22 protein-coding genes and 1 pseudogene are annotated in these 20,632 nt (G+C 64.8%); 8 read left to right on the forward strand and 15 right to left on the reverse strand.

The features are described 5' to 3' along the window. Positions 1–132: pseudogene (locus NF876_RS43895) on the forward strand (IS481 family transposase); the annotation flags it as partial. Here the strand turns inward: NF876_RS43895 and NF876_RS38075 are convergent. The 3 genes from NF876_RS38075 to NF876_RS38085 all read right to left on the reverse strand — a co-directional run bounded on the left by NF876_RS38075 (position 129) and on the right by NF876_RS38085 (position 2,865). Then, positions 129–482: a hypothetical protein gene (locus NF876_RS38075; RefSeq protein ID WP_262273085.1), complete on the reverse strand. Its 354-nt coding sequence runs from the start codon at positions 480–482 to the stop codon at positions 129–131. The pseudogene NF876_RS43895 and the gene NF876_RS38075 sit on opposite strands and share 4 nt — an antisense overlap. 101 nt (positions 483–583) lie before the next feature. Beyond that, on the reverse strand, positions 584–859 hold the full coding sequence (locus NF876_RS38080; RefSeq protein WP_262273086.1) for a hypothetical protein: 276 nt from the start codon (positions 857–859) through the stop codon (positions 584–586). Between the two features lie 443 nt (positions 860–1,302). After that, the gene (locus NF876_RS38085; protein ID WP_262273103.1) at positions 1,303–2,865 is read right to left on the reverse strand and encodes a 2-isopropylmalate synthase; all 1,563 of its coding nucleotides are present in this window, start codon (positions 2,863–2,865) and stop codon (positions 1,303–1,305) included. A gap of 436 nt (positions 2,866–3,301) precedes the next feature. Here NF876_RS38085 and NF876_RS38090 point away from each other — a divergent pair, with 436 nt between their 5' ends. Further along, positions 3,302–3,625, forward strand: a complete 324-nt coding sequence (locus NF876_RS38090; protein ID WP_262273087.1) for a hypothetical protein — start codon at positions 3,302–3,304, stop codon at positions 3,623–3,625. Here NF876_RS38090 and NF876_RS38095 read toward each other — a convergent pair. The 6 genes from NF876_RS38095 to pdxY all read right to left on the reverse strand — a co-directional run bounded on the left by NF876_RS38095 (position 3,616) and on the right by pdxY (position 9,391). Continuing rightward, positions 3,616–4,329: an NUDIX hydrolase gene (locus NF876_RS38095; protein WP_262273088.1), complete on the reverse strand. Its 714-nt coding sequence runs from the start codon at positions 4,327–4,329 to the stop codon at positions 3,616–3,618. The two genes, NF876_RS38090 and NF876_RS38095, sit on opposite strands and share 10 nt — an antisense overlap. After that, positions 4,326–5,231: a PhzF family phenazine biosynthesis protein gene (locus NF876_RS38100; RefSeq protein ID WP_262273089.1), complete on the reverse strand. Its 906-nt coding sequence runs from the start codon at positions 5,229–5,231 to the stop codon at positions 4,326–4,328. Before NF876_RS38100 ends, NF876_RS38095 begins: the two co-directional genes overlap by 4 nt. A 402-nt stretch (positions 5,232–5,633) precedes the next feature. Then, positions 5,634–6,656, reverse strand: a complete 1,023-nt coding sequence (locus tag NF876_RS38105) for an ABC transporter substrate-binding protein (RefSeq protein ID WP_262273090.1) — start codon at positions 6,654–6,656, stop codon at positions 5,634–5,636. Between the two features lie 38 nt (positions 6,657–6,694). Beyond that, positions 6,695–7,486: an ABC transporter permease gene (locus tag NF876_RS38110; RefSeq protein ID WP_262273091.1), complete on the reverse strand. Its 792-nt coding sequence runs from the start codon at positions 7,484–7,486 to the stop codon at positions 6,695–6,697. Continuing rightward, the gene (locus NF876_RS38115; RefSeq protein WP_262273092.1) at positions 7,486–8,298 is read right to left on the reverse strand and encodes an ABC transporter ATP-binding protein; all 813 of its coding nucleotides are present in this window, start codon (positions 8,296–8,298) and stop codon (positions 7,486–7,488) included. Before NF876_RS38115 ends, NF876_RS38110 begins: the two co-directional genes overlap by 1 nt. A 244-nt stretch (positions 8,299–8,542) precedes the next feature. After that, positions 8,543–9,391, reverse strand: a complete 849-nt coding sequence (gene pdxY / locus NF876_RS38120) for a pyridoxal kinase PdxY (RefSeq protein WP_262273093.1) — start codon at positions 9,389–9,391, stop codon at positions 8,543–8,545. 152 nt (positions 9,392–9,543) lie between these two features. Here pdxY and NF876_RS38125 point away from each other — a divergent pair, with 152 nt between their 5' ends. From NF876_RS38125 to NF876_RS38135, 3 genes are all read left to right on the forward strand, one after another. After that, positions 9,544–10,065, forward strand: a complete 522-nt coding sequence (locus NF876_RS38125; protein WP_262273094.1) for a DedA family protein — start codon at positions 9,544–9,546, stop codon at positions 10,063–10,065. Positions 10,066–10,129: 64 nt separating this feature from the next. Next, on the forward strand, positions 10,130–10,285 hold the full coding sequence (locus tag NF876_RS38130; protein WP_173948358.1) for a hypothetical protein: 156 nt from the start codon (positions 10,130–10,132) through the stop codon (positions 10,283–10,285). A gap of 108 nt (positions 10,286–10,393) precedes the next feature. Further along, entirely contained in the window at positions 10,394–10,741 is a 348-nt protein-coding gene (locus NF876_RS38135; protein WP_262273095.1) for a hypothetical protein, read from the forward strand. Positions 10,742–10,765: 24 nt separating this feature from the next. Here NF876_RS38135 and NF876_RS38140 read toward each other — a convergent pair whose 3' ends face one another. Continuing rightward, positions 10,766–12,517, reverse strand: a complete 1,752-nt coding sequence (locus NF876_RS38140) for a patatin-like phospholipase family protein (RefSeq protein ID WP_262273096.1) — start codon at positions 12,515–12,517, stop codon at positions 10,766–10,768. A gap of 123 nt (positions 12,518–12,640) precedes the next feature. Beyond that, entirely contained in the window at positions 12,641–13,660 is a 1,020-nt protein-coding gene (ilvC, locus tag NF876_RS38145) for a ketol-acid reductoisomerase (protein WP_262273097.1), read from the reverse strand. 282 nt (positions 13,661–13,942) lie between these two features. On the opposite strand from ilvC, the gene NF876_RS38150 reads away from it, so the two are divergent. Continuing rightward, entirely contained in the window at positions 13,943–14,488 is a 546-nt protein-coding gene (locus NF876_RS38150; protein ID WP_262273098.1) for a DUF924 family protein, read from the forward strand. Between the two features lie 4 nt (positions 14,489–14,492). On the opposite strand, the gene ilvN is transcribed toward NF876_RS38150, so the two are convergent. The 3 genes from ilvN to NF876_RS38165 are packed head-to-tail and all read right to left on the reverse strand — an operon-like array spanning position 14,493 to position 17,537. Beyond that, entirely contained in the window at positions 14,493–15,038 is a 546-nt protein-coding gene (ilvN, locus tag NF876_RS38155) for an acetolactate synthase small subunit (RefSeq protein WP_173948353.1), read from the reverse strand. Between the two features lie 28 nt (positions 15,039–15,066). Continuing rightward, positions 15,067–15,747 carry a glutathione S-transferase family protein gene (locus NF876_RS38160; protein WP_262273099.1) on the reverse strand — a complete coding sequence of 227 codons (681 nt, stop codon included), beginning with the start codon at positions 15,745–15,747 and terminating at the stop codon, positions 15,067–15,069. A gap of 17 nt (positions 15,748–15,764) precedes the next feature. Further along, positions 15,765–17,537, reverse strand: a complete 1,773-nt coding sequence (locus NF876_RS38165) for an acetolactate synthase 3 large subunit (RefSeq protein ID WP_262273100.1) — start codon at positions 17,535–17,537, stop codon at positions 15,765–15,767. Between the two features lie 275 nt (positions 17,538–17,812). Here NF876_RS38165 and NF876_RS38170 point away from each other — a divergent pair, with 275 nt between their 5' ends. Further along, complete coding sequence (locus NF876_RS38170) at positions 17,813–18,640, forward strand: RMD1 family protein (protein WP_262273101.1); 828 nt, start codon at positions 17,813–17,815, stop codon at positions 18,638–18,640. On the opposite strand, the gene miaA is transcribed toward NF876_RS38170, so the two are convergent. After that, the gene (gene miaA / locus NF876_RS38175; protein WP_262273104.1) at positions 18,600–19,556 is read right to left on the reverse strand and encodes a tRNA (adenosine(37)-N6)-dimethylallyltransferase MiaA; all 957 of its coding nucleotides are present in this window, start codon (positions 19,554–19,556) and stop codon (positions 18,600–18,602) included. The two genes, NF876_RS38170 and miaA, sit on opposite strands and share 41 nt — an antisense overlap. An 8-nt stretch (positions 19,557–19,564) precedes the next feature. Here miaA and serB point away from each other — a divergent pair, with 8 nt between their 5' ends. Continuing rightward, positions 19,565–20,479, forward strand: a complete 915-nt coding sequence (serB, locus tag NF876_RS38180; protein ID WP_262273102.1) for a phosphoserine phosphatase SerB — start codon at positions 19,565–19,567, stop codon at positions 20,477–20,479. The last annotated feature ends 153 nt before the right edge of the window (positions 20,480–20,632 follow it).

Raw genomic sequence — 20,632 nt, forward strand, 5'->3', positions numbered from 1 at the left:
GTCGTGCACAGCCGCCTGGCCGCCGAGCCGAAGCTGGCCAACCGACGCTACAAGCCACCCGATTCAGACGCTTTGCCACCAGCCCTCCAGGTTGTCGCTCACGCCAAGGAGGTCTCGCATCCAGACAACTAGCTCACGTTGGCAGAGGTCTTCGGCTCAGCAGAACCTGCAGCATCTTGAGATTGAGACTTCTTTGATTTTTGGCCCCGTGTCACAACCGGCGCCGCCTCCGGCGCATCCGTGGTATCCAGCGGACCGGCTTTGGTCATCGTCTTGCCCCTTCGTGCTTCCTCTGAGCCGCCACCTTCCCTCCGGAGGCGCTCCAAACCCTTCTGAACCGACTTCAAGAAGACCTCAGCGGCGGATCCAGCTTCTTGGATGACAACCAGTTTCGTCAGCGTGCGTTCGAGCTTGTCGCCTCGCCTGATAGCCTTGGCAGTCAGCACCAACTCATCACCGACGATCTTCGACTTCTTGGCCATAGAGCATCCTCATCATGTTAGCGGCGCACTCGCTAGCAGGCAGAGCCCCACAGGAAAAGTGAAGTTTCGATGACAGTTTGATGACACTCTGTGTCTTGGGTTCACCGGTGTCGGCCTCTCTCCCGATCCTGAGCATCGAGCGCTCCTGTTAGCCGCTCCTTGGCCTCGCTGGCGTCGCAGATCGCATCGGCGAGCCGGTTGATCGAAGCGTTCAGCTGGGTCATGGCCGCCGTGTCGGCAAACACGGTCGCCCCCACAGAGACGGTCGTCTCCGGGGGTAAGATCCTCTTGGCTGCGTCCCCTGCCCTGCTTCCCCTCCAGGCCGCCAGCAGCGCAATGATCAGCGTTCCGACGGCCACAGCATCAGCGACGATCATACCGAGCATCAAAGCAAGCTCTGAGGATGGAGAAGACCCCGGCAACAGCGAGCAGACCGTAAACAACCGTCCCCGTTGATGCCACCCCATTGCAGAAGAATGTGTCCTCGGCCACGAGCCAAGCGACCTGAGCTCAGGACACTGCGCCGAAGAGCGAGCCGAACATCCGATTGTTCTGATTTGAGGGGCCCCCAAAAAGAACTCTTAATCAGCGGGTCCAAGGTTCGATTGCTTGCACACTCACCGATCTCTTCAAGACCAACAATCGCGGCACGGTCCGCTGGGTCGTATCCGCCGATGTTGCGGACAAGCGCGACGGATCATGCCACAATCGCATCGATACGATGAACCACTCTCAGTCCGCCGAGGGTTGCGCGCGCCATCGCTGATGGGAGCAGGCGCGCATTCCGGCTCGAGCCGGAATGCGCGACAGCGAGGCAATGTTACTCTGCCGCGTGCTGGGCGTGCAGGCGCGCGCCGCGGCTCATGAGCTTGTTGAGCGCGCCCAGATAGGCCTGGGCCGAGGCGACCAGGGTGTCCGGATCGGCCGCGCGGGAGGTCACGCTGCGGTTGTCGGCCGAGAGACGGACCGAGACCTCGGCCTGGGCGTCCGTTCCCTCGGTCACCGCATGCACTTGGTAGAGCTCCAGCACCGCTTCGTGAGGCACCAGGGCCTTGATGGCGTTGAAGGTGGCATCCACGGGACCATTGCCCTCCTGCTCCTCGATGACGACCCGGTCGTCCACCTGGAGACGCATGGTGGCGCGCTGCGGTCCGCGGGTGCCGGCCACAATGTGGAGCGAGACCAGCTTGATGCGGTCATGGGCCATGGCGATGTTCTGGTCGACCAGGGCCTCGATGTCCTCGTCATAGACGTGCTTCTTGCGGTCCGCGAGTTCCTTGAACCGCTCGAACGCGTCCTGGAACTGGTTGTCGGACAGGCTGTAGCCCAATTCCTCCAGCTTGTTGCGGAAGGCCGCCCGACCCGAATGCTTGCCCATGATCAGGGAGGTCTTGGACACGCCGACGCTCTCGGGCGTCATGATCTCGTAGGTCTGGGCATTCTTGAGCATGCCGTCCTGGTGGATGCCGCTCTCATGGGCGAAGGCGTTTCGGCCCACGATCGCCTTGTTGTACTGCACCGGGAAGGACGTTGCGGCCGATGCCAGCTTCGAGGCGCGGGTCAGCATCGTGCTCTCGATGCCCGTCTCGTAGGGCAGCACGTCGCCACGGGTCTTGATCGCCATGACGACCTCCTCAAGGGCCGCATTGCCGGCGCGCTCGCCGATGCCGTTGAGGGTGCATTCGATCTGCCGGGCGCCGCCCTCCAGCGCCGCCAGGGAATTGGCCACGGCCAGGCCCAGGTCGTTGTGGCAATGGGCCGAGAAGATGGCCTTGTCCGCATTGGGCACGCGCTCACGCACGGCCCGGAACATGGCCCGGTACTCGTCCGGCGTCGCATAGCCCACCGTATCGGGCAGGTTGATGGTGGTGGCGCCGGCCTTGATGGCCGCTTCCACGCAGCGGCACAGATAGTCGATGGGCGTGCGGGTGGCGTCCATGGCCGACCACTCGATGTCCTCGATCAGGTTGCGCGCCTGGGTCACCGTCTTGGTGATGATTTCCAGGACCTCCTCCTCCGACTTGCGCATCTGGTGCGCCAGATGGATCGGCGAGGTGGACACGAATGTGTGGATCCGCGGACGGGCCGCATGGCGCACCGCCTCGCCGGCGCGGGCGATGTCGGCCGAGATGGCCCGGGCGAGCCCCGCGACGGTGGCCCGCTTCACCTGCTTGGCGATGAGGGAGACGGCCTCGAAGTCGCCGTTGGACGCGATGGGGAACCCCGCCTCGATGATATCGACCCCCATGGTGTCGAGCAGTTCCGCAACCTCGAGCTTCTCCTCCAGGGTCATGGTCGCACCGGGGCATTGCTCGCCGTCGCGCAGGGTCGTGTCGAAGATCAGAACGCGGTCCTTGGAGGAGCCGGATACGGAAGCGGTCATCATGTCAGTCCTTCTCGGAGGGAGCGAGGCCTTGCGGGAGGCCTTCAGCGCTCAAGGTTGTTTCTGCTGGTCCAGAACCCCTGAGAGCCCAGGCGGCGACGCCCAGCCGACCCTCAGGGGCAGCTAAGGAGAAGGAGGCCAAGAAGACGCGCACGATCGGCCGCTGGGGCGGGTCCGTTCATCCATGCGCTGGGGGAGCCGATGATCATCGCTGCCCAAATCCTCCTCGGCCGCGGACGTGAAGCCGCGAACAACGGGCTTGTTTGTAACGGGGCTTCGCCTGGATGGCAAGTCGTTGAAACAAACGAAAAGACAAAGCCCGACTAACGGATGGGCTATGACGTCTGGCGCGGGAGGGCTGGTTCATGGCCAAAATGCCCTAGATCCCGGGAAGCTTGGCTTTGTCCCCGGCTCTCGACGGTATAGGAGTCCTTCCATGAGAACAGCAATCCACGTTCTCTCTCTCACCGGTTTGCTCGCGCTGGCCGCCTGCAACCAGACGGCCTCGCCCCCTGGTCCGGAGAGCGCCAGCGCAACGCCGGCGGGCTTCCGCATGCCGCAGGGATCGGGCTGCACGGGCGAGATCGACCGCTACCGGGCCGTCATGAGCAACGATCTTGCCATGGGGCACGTCAACCAGTCGGTTTACAACCAAGTGGACCGGGAACTCCGCCAAGCGGAATCCGCCTGTGCCGGCGGGCGTGACGCGGAAGCCGTCCGTCTGGTCCATGCCACGAAGGCCCGTCACGGCTATCTTTGATCGAACACCCAGCCGAAGAAGGATTGCAGGAACAGCGGCATCCGTTCCGGATCGATATCCGCCTGCCCGCGGACGATGCGCACGTCCTGCAGTTCCGGCTCGGGCTGGGCCGCGATGTTCGCTCGGATCCTCGCGGCGCCCTCCTCGGCGGTGACCGGCAGCGTCACCATCCGCAGGAGAGCGATGGTCGGCCAGCGCTGGACGATGATCCACTCATCGTCCACGTGGTAATCGCCCTCGGTGAGGCCCGTTTCCTCGGCCAGTTCGCGCGTGAGGCTGGTGGCGAGATCGACCGTGCCGTCAGGCCTCAGGTCGGATCGATCGGGCGTGCCGGCCGCGAAATAGACGCGACCCGCATTGGTGGTGCCGCTCCCCATCACCCCGCAGATGAAGGCCCCGTCGGAGCCGCGCAGCCCTCCCATGGCGAAGCCGTTGGCGATGGCAGGGTCCGGATAACCCTTGTCGATCCAGGCGACGAAATCGGCGTAGTCGACTTCGAAATAGATGTTCCGGCACAGGTCCCGCTCGAACTGGACATCTTGGAGCAGCAGCACCCGCCCGTTGAACATCTGCGGCTTGCCCTCGGTACGCCGCTTCCAGTTCTCCGCGACAAAGTCCCGGTTATGCTCGGGCCACGCCCAATCGAACGGTCGGCAGACCGCCTCGATACGGGAGACGCGCCGGATCTGTGGCTCACGGTTCACGCCAGAATCTCGCCGCGGCTCACCATCACGGCGGACCCGCCGATCTCGGCCGACGCGAGGGCCCCGTCCTTGATCACCATCTGAAGGACGATCTCGCTCGGGCGGCCCATCTCGATACCCTGCTCGATGACGATGTTGTGCTCGCCGTCGCCCAGAGGTTCGCATTGCATCAGCGCGCCCGCAAAGGCCGCCGCGGCCGAGCCTGTCGCGGGATCTTCCGCGATGCCCATTCCCAGACCGAACATGCGGGCGCGGAACCGAAGCCCATCGGCCTGAGGAATGCGCGCATAGACATAAGGCGCCGGATGATCGCTGTCGCCGAACGCCTTATCGAAAGCCTCTCCCTGCGGTTTGGATTTCGCCAGCGCCTCAAGGGATGCAACCGGCACGAGATCGTAGGCGACGCCGGCCGAATGGCGGCTCGGAACGTGTCTGTCGAAGCCGATGTCGGTCGGATCGAGACCGAGCGCCCACGCGCATGTGGCAGAATCCTTCCCCTCGCCCCACACGAAGGGCAGGCGCGGCAATCGGAACCGCGCCGTGCCGCCGGTCGCACCCTGCACCTCGACGGCGCAGGGAACGATGCCCACCTGCTCCTTCAACCCGAAGGCCGCGGCGCCCGCTTCGCCGTTCTGGTCGAGAAGCGCCAAAAGCACCGCCGTTCCCACCGTGGGATGTCCCGCGAAGGGCAGTTCACGGGCCGGCGTGAAGATACGGATGTCGGCACGCTGGCGCGGCTCGGACGGGGGCAGGACGAACACCGTCTCCGAGAGGTTGAACTCCCTGGCGATCCTCTGCATGCCCGCCGTGTCCAGCCCTTCAGCCTCCAGAACAACCGCGAGAGGGTTTCCGGCAAAGCGCTCGGACGTGAAGACATCGAGAGTGACGAAGCGGCGGGACATGCGGAGCGATCCTTTTCGGGAGCCTTCGACGGGTCGGCAATGGCGATTCTTCGGCGCCCGATGAGGCACTGCCGGGAGCGCTCCTGTCAACCGAGGTCGAAGGCATCGCGCCGGAGGCGCTGTCAGCCAGGGCCTAGAGCCTCGGACCCAAAAGTGGACACCACTTTTGGGATTCATCCGAGGCTCCCTCTCCTGACCGGCGCATCGGATGAACCGGAAAACCGGGTCCACTTTTCGCTGACGCGGCCCGCTGGGTCCGTCCGATGCGCTGAAGCCCGGCTCGCCCATCCCGGACATCGGCCGGAGGATCCGCCGCAACGTCCATCGCTCTTCCGATCGGGATGGCCGGGACGGATAGCGGGCTCGGCCCGTGGCGAGAACGACCGTCCCGGGAAGCGTCGCCTAGATCGCCGCCTGGCGCACGAAGCGGTCGTTGAAGGTCGCCGCGAGATCCACCTTGGCGTCCTTCAGTTCGGGATCGAGCTGGCGCAGCATGTCGAGCACGCTCTGCATGCCGGTCATCTGGATGATGCCGTCGCGCGAATAGCTCTCGAGCGAGTTCTGCACCGCCTTGAGATAGAGCGGCTTGTCGCCCAGGTAGTATTCCTCCGGCACCGTGGCGGCGATATCCTCGGGCTTTGCGGTCTGGAGCCACTTCAGGCTCTTCACGAACGCATTGACGAGGCGCTGGGTGGTTTGCGGGTTCTGTTCGATGAAGTCCTTCTTCGTGTAGAGCGTCGCCGCAGGATTGGAGCCGCCGAAGAGCGCGCGGGTTCCGGCCTCGGTGCGCGTGTCGATCAGGATCTGAATGTCCCCGTCGGCTTCGAGCTTGGCGATGACGGGATCAAGATGAGAGATCACGTCGATCTCGCCCTTCTTCATCGCGGCCACGCCGCTGGCGCCGGATCCGACGCCGATGATGGCGGCATCGGACGGCTTCAGGCCGGCCTTCACCATCGCGTATTGCGCGGTGAGCGCGGTCGAAGATCCCGGTGCGGTAACGCCGATCTTCAGGCCTTTGAAGTCGGCCGCCGACTTGATCTGCCCAGCCTTGTCCTTCCTGACCGCGATCACGATGGCGGGAAAGCGGCCGAGTTCGGTGACGGCCACGACATCCTGCCCCTTGGCCTGCATGCGGATCGTATGCTCGTAAGCGCCGGTCACCACATCGACGGAGCCGCCGATGAGCGCCTGAAGCGACTTCGCACCGCCGCCGAAATCGTTGATCTCGACCTCGAGTCCCTGCTCCTTGAAGAAACCCTTCCGCTCGGCGATGGTGAGCGGCAGATAGTACAGAAGCGGCTTGCCGCCGACGCCAAGCGTCACTTTCGCCTTCTCCGGCGCTCCCTGCGCGAAGGCCCTCGGCCCGAAGGCCGCACTCAGCCCGAGCGCTCCGGCGGTCTTCAGAAATGTACGGCGTTCCATGGCGTATCTCCCTGTTGTGGCGAGGTCAGCTTGAGTTCTTAAGTTCGTCCGGCCAGAGACGTCTGCGGCCGCCAGACCAGGAAACCATTCTCGATCTTCGTCACGAGCATGTCGATAAGGATGACGAAGACGGACAGGATCAGCATGCCGGCGAAGACGCCGGTCACGTCGAAGACGCTCTCGGCTTCGTGAATCTTGTAGCCGAGGCCGGCAGAAGATCCGAGATACTCCCCGACGACGGCGCCGACGAGCGCGAAGCCGACGGACGTATGAAGGGACGAGAACACCCAGGTGAGCGCAGACGGCCAGTAAACGTGCCGGAGCAGCTGGCGTTCGTTCATGCCCAGCATGCGGGCATTGGCGAGCACGACGGGCGACACCTCGCGGACGCCCTGATACACGTTGAAGAACACGATGAAGAAGACGAGCGTGAAGCCGAGCGCCACCTTCGACCAGATCCCGAGGCCGAACCACAGGGCGAAGATCGGAGCGAGCACCACGCGCGGCAGAGCATTCGCAGCCTTGATATACGGGTCGAAGACCGCGGCCAGCAGTTCCTTGCGCGCGAAGAGGAACCCGAAGATGATGCCGCCGCCGGCGCCGATCAGGAAGGCCAGGATGGTTTCCACCAGCGTGATCCAGAGATGTCCCCAGATCTCTCCGCTGGCAAAGAGAGTCCAGCACCGCTTCAGGACGTCGAGCGGAGTCGAGAAGAAGAACTGAACCTGCTTGGGCGTGCCTGTGATCGGATAGACGGTCAGCACATGCCACAACAGCAGAAAGATCAGGCCGACGCCGATCTGAAGAACCGTGAGTTTCAGACGCGGCATCACGTATTCTCCCCTTGGCTGTAGGCCTTCTGAACTTCGACCCGCAGGCTCGCCCAGATCTCCTTGTGGATGCGGTGAAAGGTCGGTTCCATGCGCACCTCAGCAATGTCGCGCGGCCGGGGCAGTTCGACCGGAAAGTCCCCGATGATCCCGGCGGCCGGCCCTGCCGACATCAGGACCACGCGATCGGCGAGCGCGATCGCCTCCTCCAGATCGTGCGTGACGAACATCACCGCCTTGCGGTCCGCCGCCCACAGGCTCAGGAGCAGATTGCCCATGATCTGCCGCGTCTGGGCGTCGAGGGGTCCGAATGGCTCATCCATCAGGAGGATCTCGGGGTCGCGGATCAAGACCTGGGCCAAGGCCACGCGTTTGCGCTGTCCGCCGGACAGCATGTGCGGATACCGGTCGACGAAGGCCGCGAGGCCGACGCGGCCCAGCCAATCCCTCGCGCGCTGCACAGCGTCGCTGCGGGACACTCCTTTCGACTCGAGGGCCACCGCCACGTTGTCGAGGGCCGTCTTCCATGGCATCAGCGCATCCTGCTGGAAGAGGTAGCCGGCGCGCAGGTTGAGACCGGGGAGGTTGCTGCCGAATATCGTGGCTCGCCCGGCCGAGGGCTTCAGCAGGCCGGCAGCCGCGTTCAGGATCGTGGACTTTCCGGATCCCGTCGGCCCGACGATGGCTACGAACTCCCCCGGACGAACCGAAAGATCGATGCCCCTGACGGCCGTATAGCCACCCACTTTCGGCCCGAACGTGATGGCGACGTCGTCGAGCGCCACCGCCGCTAGGGAGGTTGCCTGATCCATTCCGCTCCTCATGGTCCCTCGGTCGGGCGGCATTCTAGGACCGCCTCCGGACGGATCGCAAGGTAAGCCGGCTTCTCCCTTCGGCCTATGCGCCGTCGGCGATATGACGAACCATCATGCGGAGAGCGGGGCGGCCCAGCGCACCGTGAGAAAAAGTGGACCCGGTTTTTCGCCTCGAACGGTGCGCCGGCCAAGAGTGGAGCATCGGACGTGAAAAGTGGGTCCACTTTTCACGTCCGATGCTCTAGACCTCCACAGCCTCGAAGCGATGGCTGGGCGCGACGAACTCGTCCTGCGCGGCGATGGTCAGGATTTCGCGGGATCCCGCCTCCTCGGTGCGCTTGAGCAGGCCGTAGACGGAAGCCGAAGCCTCGGCCAGAGCTGTCGGGGCCGAACGCGAGCGGGCGTAATGAACGAAGAACAGAGCCGCGATGGCGTCCCCTGCCCCGTTGACGGACAGCGACAGCTTAGGCGTCCGAACGCACCAGAAGCGTCCGCTCTCACCGGCCACGAGATCGACGCTGTCGGCCGGCGTCTCCTTCGTCTCGACAGAGGTCACGAGGATGACCTTCGGGCCGAGTCCCTGCACGATCGAGACAGCCTGCTTCACGTCGGCCAAGGTCTGGGTCGTGAGGCCGGACAGGTAATCCAGTTCGAACTGGTTCGGGGTGATGATGTCCGCGGCGGGAACGGCCTGCTCGCGCATGAATTCCGGAATGCCGGGTCGCACGAAGACGCCACGGCCCACGTCGCCGATCACCGGATCGCAGCAGTAGAGCGCCTGCGGATTGAGGGCGCGCACCCGGGCGACCGCCGAGAGGATCGCATTGCCGATGTCGGCCGACCCCATATAGCCCGAGAGAACCCCGTCGCAACGGGACAGCACGCCCCGTTCGGCGATCCCCTCCACGAGATCCTCGATGGCCGGGCCGTCGAAAACCCGGCCCTTCCAGGAACCGTAGCCGGTATGGTTGGAGAACTGAACCGTGTGAATGGGCCAGACCTCGACGCCGAGGCGCTGCATCGGAAACACCGCGGAGGCGTTACCCACATGGCCGTAGGCAACGTGAGATTGAATCGAGAGAACGTTCATGGATCTGGCCCCTTCCACCTACCCGTTAGCGCAACGGCCGTCGCGCTTCAAATCGCCTGATGTGATCATACTCATCACAAAGGCAGTTGGTTCTTTCCGCGACAATCCGTATTGATCTTGACTCTTCCCGCGAGAGGGCGACCCCGGGCACCATGGACATCGCGTTTCTGAAGACCAGCATCGTCGAATTCGTGCAGGCCCATCAGGCCTATGCGCCGCTCGTCCTCGGCCTCATGACCTTTGCCGAATCGCTGGCCTTCGTGTCGCTCCTCCTGCCCACCATGACGATCATGATCGCGGTCGGGTTCGTGATCGCGGCCGCCGACATACCGTTCTGGGAGGTCTGGGCCGGGGCTGCGTGCGGAGCGTTTCTCGGGAACTGGGTCTCCTTCGCCATCGGCCGGCGCTACAAGAAGGCGGCCTATGAAACATGGCCCCTGTCCCGCCATCCCAAGCTCATCCTGCGGGGAGAAGACTTCTTCCAACGCTTCGGCCCCTGGGCCGTGTTCCTCGGACGGTTCTTCGGTCCGATCCGCGCCGTGATCGCCCTCATCGCCGGGATCTTCCTGATGCCGGCCATGCTGTTCCAGGCTGCCAACATGGCCTCCGCCTCCGTCTGGGCCTTCGTCATTCTCGCCCCAGGCGCGGGGCTCGCGCATTATTGGGTGTGGTAGGTGCGCGCACCGGGAACCGGGTGTCCGAGGGTTCATTAACCTCCCACACCGAAGGAGGTCCCCGATGGGAAAAGGCAAGATGAACGGCGACAACTCCGCCGAGAGCAAGAAGCATCCTGGCCATGAGATCCGTGGCTCGGGCGGGACCGTGAAGAACCGCAACGATCCCGGGAAGCAGGACAACAACAAGGCTCAGAACACGAAGAGCAATCAGCAGTAACGTCAGCGGCTCGCCCAAGGGTGAGCCGCGCTTCCCTCTCCGTTCCAGAGGTGGCAGTGCTTTTCCGTGATGTTAACGTTATAGCGCCAACATCACGGTTGCCTCGTTGTGAGCCTTCCTTCTCCCGCCACTTCCGAAGAGATCAGTCCCGCTGCGTCCTCGCTCGAGGCGGCCGATCCGCTCGGAACAGGACTGCCAGCCGCCTGGTGGCCGTCGGTCTCAGCCGCCGCGTCCGTCGTTTTCTCGGTGTTCTGGATCATGGAAAGCTGGGAGCGAGCCGGGCCGCTGAGAGGTCCGGCCAAGATCAACCAGCTGATGCAGGGCCTTGGCGCCCTGCTCGCCACCCTCGTCTGCTCTTACGCCGTCCATCGGTTCTGGAAGCATCGCCACGAGACGCTCGGTCTCGCTCTGAGCCTTGCGGTGGCGGCGGGCGCCATGGCGCTGCATCACCTGTGATGCCCGTGGTCCAGCCCACCGTTCTCAGGCAATCCTGAACGCGTCGAGATCCCCGGCATCGATGCGCTCCTTCGTATGCCGGTAGCCGATCTCGACCACCCTCTCGAACTGCTCCCACCCGCGGAGCGGCACGTCGGCAAGAGGCGGATGGATCACCAGCGTGGCATGGGCGCGCGCCTTCAGGGTCTGGGCATCGCTGGAGATGGTGGCCGAGCGATAGAGCAGATTGACGATATCGGGCGCATCGGTCGGCAGTCCAAGGAGCCTGCGCAGGAGCGGCGCCTTCTTCTCCTCGTCGCCCGCGGAGGTGAAGGCCACATCCCGCGCCACGTCGATGCCGAGCACCGGCCCCCTCTGGAAGTCGGCCATGATGTCGGCCGGCAGGTTGTTCATCATGGCGCCATCGACGAGCACCCCTTCAGGCTCGACAATGGGCGGCAGCAGCCCGGGAATGGCGAGGCTCGCCCGCAAGGCCCGCCAGAGCGTGCCCTGACGATGAATATGGGTCGTTCCGGTCGTCAGGTTCGACGAGACGCAGAAGAAGGGCAGCCAGAGATCCTCGATGTTGCGCTGCCCGAAATGCTGGCTCAGCCGCGCATCGACCTTGAGGCCGCGGATCAAGGCGATCAGCGGCAGAGTGTAATCGTTCAGCGGCGGGCTCCGGACGAAGGCCTCCATCATGATCTCGCGCGCCTCGTCCAGGTTGATCTGAAGAGCGCAGACGGCCGCCATGACGGCGCCGATGCTGGTTCCGCCGGCAAGGTCGATTGGGAAGCCGCATTCCTGCAGAGCCTGGATCGCGCCGAGATGAGCAAAGCCACGAGCCCCGCCCCCGGCCAGGACCAGGCCGACGGCCCTGCCGCTCGACGTGCGGATGAGCCGCTGGAGATCGCTCCGGCTCCTTTCCCGCACATGAAGGCGCTGGTCGACGGGAAGCCCCTGAAGCGATGGATGCGCCGGCTTCGGGCGGGTGGCATCGGGCTTCTGCAGCAGGACGAGGTCGTGACGACGCCACCCGGACGCGGCTCCCCCGAGCGCCTCGGCCTCGCAGGTCAGCGGCTCGCCCGGCCGCGCCAGGAGCACGACATGGTCGGCGTGACGGATGCAGCGCTCCGTCCAGGCCCCCGACGGCTCAGGCGCGACATAGATCACCCGCTCGCGGCTCGCCTCGAAGCGGTACAGCCAGTTCTCGTCCTCCTCATCGGGCATCGCGGCCACCAGATCGACCCCGGCACCGTGACTCTGTCGCATCTCGGCCAGGAATGCCTGGGCAAAGTCCGAAACCGCCACGCCATGCGTGACCGGAACGATGGCGAAGGTTGTGGGCGTGAACGTTCTGGGCTTGCTGCGGGTCGCCGCGCGAAGCCGCTCGGCCAGCAGCTTGGAGAGATAGAGCATGACGGCCGGCCAGCGCTCGATGAGATCCTCGAAATCCGCCCGGGCCAGGGTCAGGAGAACGGAGTCCCTCAAGGCCGTGACGGTCGCCGAGCGCGGCGCATGGGAGATGAGGGCCATCTCGCCGATGGTCTCGGGCGGCGCGATGCGGGCGATGCGCTGCTGCTCGCCATGACTGCCCTGCACCGACACCCCGAGGGCCCCGGACACGAGCATGTAGAGCGCGTCGGCCGGATCGCCCTCGCGGAAGAGAACCGCGCCGCCAGGGAGCACGATGCGCTGGAGTTTGGCCTGAAGCTCGAGACGGGCGGCCGGGTCGATCCCGGCCCAGAGCGGCAGGTCGAAGCCCGCCAGTTCTTGAAGCAAGTTGGTCGCGCCCATGGAATTCCGTAACGTCATCGTTCCGGTGCCACTAGCGGGAATCCGCCGATCTGACAAATCCGCTTTTGGCGTAGCGCGGAGTCGCTCGGGCGGCGCGGTCATCCCGCGCCGCCCGGAAACGGCTCAGTTCCGGGTCTTGTCGACCAGGGCCTTTTCCTTGATCCACGGCATCATGTCGCGAAGGCGGGAGCCGACATCCTCGATCGGGTGCGCGGCGTTGCGGGCGCGGGTCGCCTTGAAGGAGGTCTGGTTGACCTTGTTCTCGAGCATCCAGTCGCGGGTGAACTTGCCGCTCTGGATGTCTTCCAGGACCCGCTTCATTTCGGCTTTCGTCTCGGCCGTGATGATGCGCGGGCCGGTGACGTACTCGCCGTACTCGGCCGTGTTGGAGATGGAGTAGTTCATGTTGGCGATGCCGCCCTCGTAGATGAGGTCGACGATCAGCTTCACTTCGTGGAGGCACTCGAAATACGCCATCTCGGGGGCGTAGCCCGCCTCGACCAGGGTCTCGAAGCCCGCCTTGATCAGCTCGACGAGGCCGCCGCAGAGCACCACCTGCTCGCCGAAGAGGTCGGTTTCGCATTCTTCCTTGAAGGTGGTCTCGATGATGCCGGCGCGGCCGCCGCCATTGGCGGACGCGTAGGAGAGCGCGATGTCGTGGGCATTGCCCGTCGCGTCCTGATGGATCGCGATCAGGGTCGGAACACCGCCCCCGCGCTGATACTCGGAGCGCACCGTGTGGCCCGGGCCCTTCGGAGCGACCATGAGCACGTCCAGGTCCTTGCGGGGCTCGATGAGGTTGAAGTGGACGTTGAGGCCGTGAGCGAAGAGCAGCGCCGCGCCCTGCTTCATGTTGTCGTGAAGCTCGTTGCGGTAGATGTCGGCCTGAAGCTCATCGGGGGTCAGCATCATGACCACGTCGGCCCATTTGGCGGCCTCGGTCACGTCCATGACCTTGAGCCCGGCCTTCTCGGCCTTGGCCACGGAGGGCGAGCCCTTGCGGAGGGCCACGACGATGTCCTTCACGCCCGAATCGCGCAGGTTCAGGGTATGGGCGTGGCCCTGGCTGCCGTAGCCGACGATGGCAACCTTCTTGCCCTTGATCAGATTGATGTCCGCGTCGCGATCGTAATAGACACGCATGGTCCTCGGGTCCCTTGTTTTCAAAGGGGGGCTTTTCCCCCGTCCTCGTAGCCGCCGCGCGATCCTCAGGATCTACGCAACAATTGTTTTGTCAGGCGCCGCTTTTAGCGAATAAAACTGCGCTGACAAGGTGTTGTTTGTAGCAAAACTGCCGACTCGGCCTGCATGGAGCGCAAAGCCCGGCTATTTCTGCCATCAAACGATCCGAGCCTGGAGAGTTCAAAAGGCTCCCCAATGCTCTAGATTGGCCTTCATCCCTTTTGCCGAGAAGGACAACGCCGCATGCAGCGTCTTGCCACTCCCGACGAAGTCATCTCGTTCTGGCGCGAAGCCGGTCCTGACAAATGGTTTTCGAAGGACGACACCTTCGACCAGGTCTGCCGCGACCGTTTCCTCCCCACCTATGAGGCTGCCGCCCGGGGCGATCTCAACGAGTGGGAACTCACCCCGGAGGGCGCGCTCGCCGTCATTCTCCTCCTCGACCAGTTTCCCCGGAACATGTTCCGGGGAAAGCGCGAAACCTACAAAACCGACCCGGTCGCCCTGATGGCGGCGGACCGGGCCATCGAGCGCGGATTCGACCATCGGGTGGAACCTGAGTTCCGCCGGTTCTTCTACCTTCCCTTCATGCACTCCGAGTCCCTCAGGCATCAGGAGCGCTCGGTGACCTTGAACGAAGCCCTCGGCGAGGACTCCATCAAGTGGGCGCGCCACCATCACGGCATCATTGCCCGCTTCGGCCGCTTCCCGCACCGCAATGCCATCCTCGGCCGCGAGACGACGCCCGAGGAGGAAGCGTTCCTGCAGGAGAACGACTTCAGGGGGTGACGCCTCAGCTGATCCCTTCCGCGCCCCGCGCCATGGCGGCGACGCCGGTGCGGGAAACCTCGACCAGTCCGACTGCGGTCATCAGCTTGATGAATCGCTCGACCTCGTCGGTCGTGCCGGTCAGCTCGTAGACGAACGAGGTCAGGGTCGCGTCCATCGTGCGGGCGCCGAACGCCGAAGCGAGACGCATCGCCTCCACCCGGTGATCGCCCTTGCCGACGACCTTGACAAGGCAGAGCTCACGCTCGACGGCCTCGCCGGTGAGCGTCAGGTCCACGACGCGGTGAACGGGCACGAGGCGCTCGAGCTGGCTCTTGATCTGCTGAATGATGCTGTCGGTGCCCGTGGTCACGATGGTGATGCGCGAGATATGCGCCTCGTGCTCCGTCTCGGTGACGGTCAGGCTCTCGATGTTGTAGCCGCGACCGGAGAACAGGCCGGCGATGCGCGCAAGGACGCCGGGCTCGTTGTCGACCACGATGGCGAGCGTATGCCGGCTCGAGGGCTCGACGCGGGTCGCATCGGGATAATGGGTTTTCATCTGCAGCATGGTCTGGTTTCCCGAATTCTGATTGGCCTCAAGCCGCCCTGCGGTAGTTTTCGATGGCTTCCTCGTCGACCTCGTCGGCCGTGACGACCCATTCCTCCGTCATGGCGGCGGCGCGCCAGTTTTCAAAGGCCGGCAGCGACAGGATCGCGTCCACATAAGCCTGCGTGGTGGCATCGTGCGCGATGGAGTAGGTGTCGAGACGGGTCGCGAGCGGCGCATACATGGCATCGGCCGCCGAGAAGGCCCCGAACAGGAACGGACCGCCGGCGCCGAAACGCTCACGCGACTGACGGACGATCTCGCTGAAGCGCGCGACATCACGATCCACGGCCTCGCCGCGGTTCTTCCGGGCGAACTTCTTGCCGAGATTCATCGGGCACGCGGAGCGGAGGGCCGGAAAGCCCGCATGCATCTCGGCGGCGATCGAACGCGCCATGGCGCGGGCCTTCCGATCGCCGGGCCATACGGGCGCGCCGAAGGCGTCACCCACATATTCCATGATGGCGATCGATTCCCATACGGTCACATCGCCGTCGATCAGGATCGGGACCTTGCCGGCGGGCGAGTGCTTCAGGACCCGCGCCTTCGTGTCCGGCAGATCGAGCGGAATGGTGATCTCGTCGAAGGCGACGCCGAGCTGCTTCATCAGCAGCCAGGGGCGCAGCGACCAGGACGAGTAGCACTTGTTGGCGATGACGAGAGTAGGCACGGTTCAGACCCCCCTCATCACACCAGCATCTTGCCCTTCTCGTCGATCACGGAGCCGATATCGGCTCCGGTCTCGCCGAGATAGTCGTTGAGCAGCATCTCGTTGTGCGCCTTGCCCGACGGGATCATCGGGAAGCAGTTCTCGGTCTTGTCGACGACGCAGTCGAAGATGACCGGGCGGTTCACGTTGATCATCTCCAGGATCTTGGCATCGAGGTCGCCGGGCTTGTCGCAGCGGAGGCCGACGCCCCCATAGGCTTCCGCGAGCTTCACGAAATCGGGCAGCGATTCCGAGTAGCTGTGGGAGTATCGGCCGCCATGCAGCAGCTCCTGCCACTGGCGCACCATGCCCATGTACTCGTTGTTGAGGATGAAGACCTTGATCGGCAGGCTGTACTGCAAGGCGGTCGACATCTCCTGCAGCATCATCTGGATCGAGGCTTCGCCGGCAATGTCGATCACGAGCGCGTCGGGGTGCGCCAGCTGAGCGCCGACGGCCGCGGGCAATCCATAGCCCATCGTGCCGTGGCCGCCCGAGGTCATCCAGCGGTTCGGCTCCTCGAACTTGAAGTATTGCGCTGCCCACATCTGGTGCTGGCCCACTTCCGTGGTGACGTAGGTCTCGCGATCCTTGGTCAGTTCGTACAGGCGCTGGATCGCGTATTGCGGCTTGATGGTTTCCGTCGAATTGCGGAAGGCCAGGCAGTTGCGGGCACGCCAGCCGTCGATCTTTCCCCACCATTCCGTGAGAGCGGCCTTGTCCGGCTGATGGGCATTCTGCCGCCACAGGCGCAGCATATCCTCCAGAACATGCGCGCAATCACCGACGATCGGGATATCCACCTTCACGGTCTTGTTGATCGACGAGGGATCGATGTCCACGTGGATGCGCTTGGAGAAGGGCGAGAAGGCATCGAGCCGGCCCGTGATCCGGTCGTCGAAGCGCGCCCCGATATTGATCATCACGTCGCATTCGTGCATCGCGAGATTGGCCTCGTAGGTGCCGTGCATGCCCAGCATGCCGAGCCACTGGCGGCCGGAGGCCGGAAAGGCGCCAAGCCCCATCAGGGTCGACGTGATGGGAAAGCCCGTGAGCTGCACGAGCTCGCGCAGCAGGGCGGACGCGTGAGGACCTGAATTGACCACACCGCCGCCCGTATAGAACACCGGGCGCTTGGCCTTGGCCATCAGTTCAACGGCCGCGCGGATATGGTCCAGGTCACCCTTGACGGTCGGTCGATAGGTCTTGTGCTGGTTGCTCAGGGGGCGCACGTAAGAGCCGGTCTTGAACTGGATGTCCTTCGGCAGGTCGACCACGACCGGTCCCGGTCGTCCGTTCTGGGCCACGTAGAAGGCCTCATGCAGGACGCGCGGCAGATCCTCGATGTTCTTGACGAGGTAGTTGTGCTTCGTGCAGTGGCGGGTGATGCCGACCGTATCGCATTCCTGGAAGGCGTCGGAGCCGATGAGATGGGTCGGCACCTGGCCGGTGATGCAGACCAGGGGGATCGAATCCATCATGGCGTCCGCGAGACCCGTGATCGCGTTGGTCGCTCCGGGACCCGACGTCACCAGCACGACGCCGGGCTTGCCGGACGAGCGGGCATATCCCTCGGCCGCGTGGACCGCCCCCTGCTCGTGGCGGACGAGCACGTGGCGAACCCTGTCCTGGTGGAAGAGCGCGTCGTAGATGGGAAGCACCGCGCCGCCCGGATAACCGAAGATATGCTCAACTCCCTGATCCTGCAGGGCTCGGATCACCATTTCGGCTCCCGTCATCGTCTCGCTCATCTCACTCGCTCCCTGGGGTCTTTCGCATCACTGTCTTGGAATTCGGGCAATAAAAAAGGCCCCTGAGGGGGCCTGTGCGCCATCGCCGGACCTGCGGGTCAATCCCGCTCCGTCGATGGCGCTCGTACTACGAGAATAAGCTTGCGCATGGGGGCAGCTCTCGGTTCAAAAGTTGCGCCGACGCTAAACGATCCGGTTCATTCGGTCAAGCGGGAGGGACTTGCTTCGAAGCGGCTTAGCTTTTGCGCGAAGCCCCCTATTTTAGTCGTATGACCATGTCCGATCCTATCCCACCGACCGGTGCGACCACGCAGAACCTGCGCCTCACCGCCCGCGCCCTGCTCCTGGGCGACCGGCTCGACGTGGCCGGGCTCGAGCGGAGCGACGTGCTCTCCACCACCCCCCTCGCCTTCCGGGCCGGACAGGACGGGTTCGTCGCCCTCTTCCGCTACGGCGTCGCCGTTCTCGTAGGCCTCACGCCGCTCGAGGAGGACGAGGTCATCCGCAGCCTTCGCCAGCGCATCCAGGGTGAGTTCGCCCGGCACGAGGAAGAGACCGCGATCATCGAAATCACCCCGGATCGGGACGACCAGATCCCGCCGGGCGGGCCGATCTATATCAAGCAGCTCTCGACCGAGCGACTGATCGTCATCGCCGATGCCCTGTCCAAGAGCGCGACCCTCGCCCGGGACGAGCGGGAGGCCACGGCCGCCTTCGAGCTGGTGGAGCCCTCGGTCCAGCATCTCGCGGAGAGGGGCCGGCGCCCCCGGGACCGACGCAGGATCCTCAAGCAGGTCGGCCAGGCGCTCCTGGTCCGTCAGCGCATGTCGGGCGGCGTGGCCGTCGAGGAAAAGCCTGACGTCCTGTGGGACCGGCCGGACCTGGAGCGCCTCTATGCCCGCCTGGAGGATGAATACGAGTTGAAGGAGCGCGCCACGGCGCTCCACCGCAAGCTCGAGGTTCTGGGCGACACCGCCCAGGCGCTGACCGATATCATCGACACGGAACGATCCTTGCGTCTCGAACTGATCATCGTCATCCTGATCGTGTTCGAGATTGTCATCACGTTCTATCAGATGGCGACCGGCGCTCCGGGGCATTGATCCGCGCCATCGCGGCCTCGAAGCCCCGCTCCGGCTCGACCCAGCGCCAATCGGGCAGCTGGTGTCGGAACCAGGTGAACTGGCGCTTGGCATAGCGGCGCGTATCGCCCTGTCCTCTGGCGATGGCCTCGTCGAGCGTGATCTCGCCGCGCAGATAGGCCAGAAGGCCCGGCACGCCATGAGCGCGCATGGCCGGCAGCATGGGATCGAGGTCGCGCTCGCCCAGGGCCCGCACCTCCTCCAGCGCGCCCTGATCCATCATGGTGACGAACCGGGCGTCGATGCGCCGTCGCAGCTCGTCCCGGTCGGGGGCGAGAAAGAGCTTGAGAACAGGCCCATCGGAAAGAGGCCCCGGCTGGCGGTCTCCATGGAAGGACACGAGCGGCCGACCGGTCGCGGCGAAGATCTCGAGCGCCCGCTGGACGCGCAGGCGGTCGGAGGGTCGCAGGGTCCGGGCCGTTTCCGGATCGCGCTCCGACAGGAGACGGTGGAGGTCGGGTGTTTCCATGCCCTCGCTGTCCCGGCGCACCTGCTCGCGGACGGCGTCGGGTACGGCGGGCATGTCGGACAGGCCTTCGGTCAGGGCCTTGAAGTAGAGCCCGGTCCCGCCCACGAGGATCGGCAGCTTCCGGCCCCCGGCCTCCCGGAGCGCCGCAACGGCGTCGGCCACGTAGCGCCCGACGGAGAAGTTCACGGCGGCGTCCACATGGCCGTAGAGCCGGTGGGGCGCCTGAGCCTCCTCGTCCGGCGTCGGGCGCGCGGTGATGATCCGGAGGTCCCTGTAGACCTGCATGGAATCGGCATTGATCACGACGCCGTCGAGCTCTTGAGCCAGTCTGATGCCCAATGCGGACTTGCCTGATGCGGTCGGCCCTGCGATGAGAACCGCGCCGACCTTCAACCCACTCACAGCCAGGTCTTCCAATGGCGTCTTCCCCGAATACCCTTGTCGCGACCCTCATCGCCAACCCGTCTCGACCTGTGCTCACGGACGAGGTCGTGGCGCTCGGTGCCGCGTCGATCGGACATGAGACGGAACGCTCCGTCCTGGCAAGGGGAATCGCCGCCGACCTGATCGTTCCGGCTCCGGCGGAGGCCAAAGCGGTCGAGGGCGCCCTGCGCCAAGCCCTCGAAGGGCAGCCTATCGACATCGTGGTGCAGCCTCTGGCGAACCGCCGCAAACGCCTGTTCCTGGCCGACATGGACTCCACCATGATCGGCCAGGAATGCATCGACGAGCTGGCCGATTACGTCGGGTTGAAAAGGGAAGTCTCCGAGATCACCGAGCGGGCCATGCGCGGCGAGATCGCCTTCGAGCCGGCCCTGCGCGAGCGTGTGGCGCTGCTGAAGAACCTCCCGGTCAATGTGGTCGACGAGATCATCGGGACACGCATCACCCTGACGCCCGGCGGCCGTAGCCTCGTCCAGACCATGCGGACCAATGGCGCCTATGCCTGCTTGGTTTCGGGCGGTTTCACCCTTTTCACCGGCCCGATCGCGGCCAAGATCGGCTTCCATGAGCACCGCTCCAACCATCTGATCCTGGACGGGGAGACGCTCGCCGGCACCGTCGAGGAACCGATCCTGGGACGCGAGGCGAAGCTTGCGACCCTCATCGAGCTGCGCACGCGCTTCGGCCTGGCGCCGAACGACACCATGGCCGTGGGGGACGGCGCCAACGACCTCGCCATGCTGGAAGAAGCCGGTCTTGGCGTCGCCTTCCATGCCAAACCGGCCGTTGCGGCGGCAGCCCACGCCCGGCTCGACCATGCGGATCTGTCGGCGCTTCTTTATGTGCAGGGATATCGGGCGGACGAGATCGCTGCGACGCCAGAATGACAGGAACGCCTAGAGCATCGGACGGGCCCAGAGGGCCGCGTCAGCGACCCGAAGGGCCACGCCAGTGAAAAGTGGATCCGGTTTTCGCTGGCGCGGCCCGCTGGGTCCGTTCTGACCGATGCTCTCATTCAAGAAGAAAGCATCGGATGGATC

The sequence above is a fragment of the Microvirga yunnanensis genome (genome assembly GCF_025460875.1).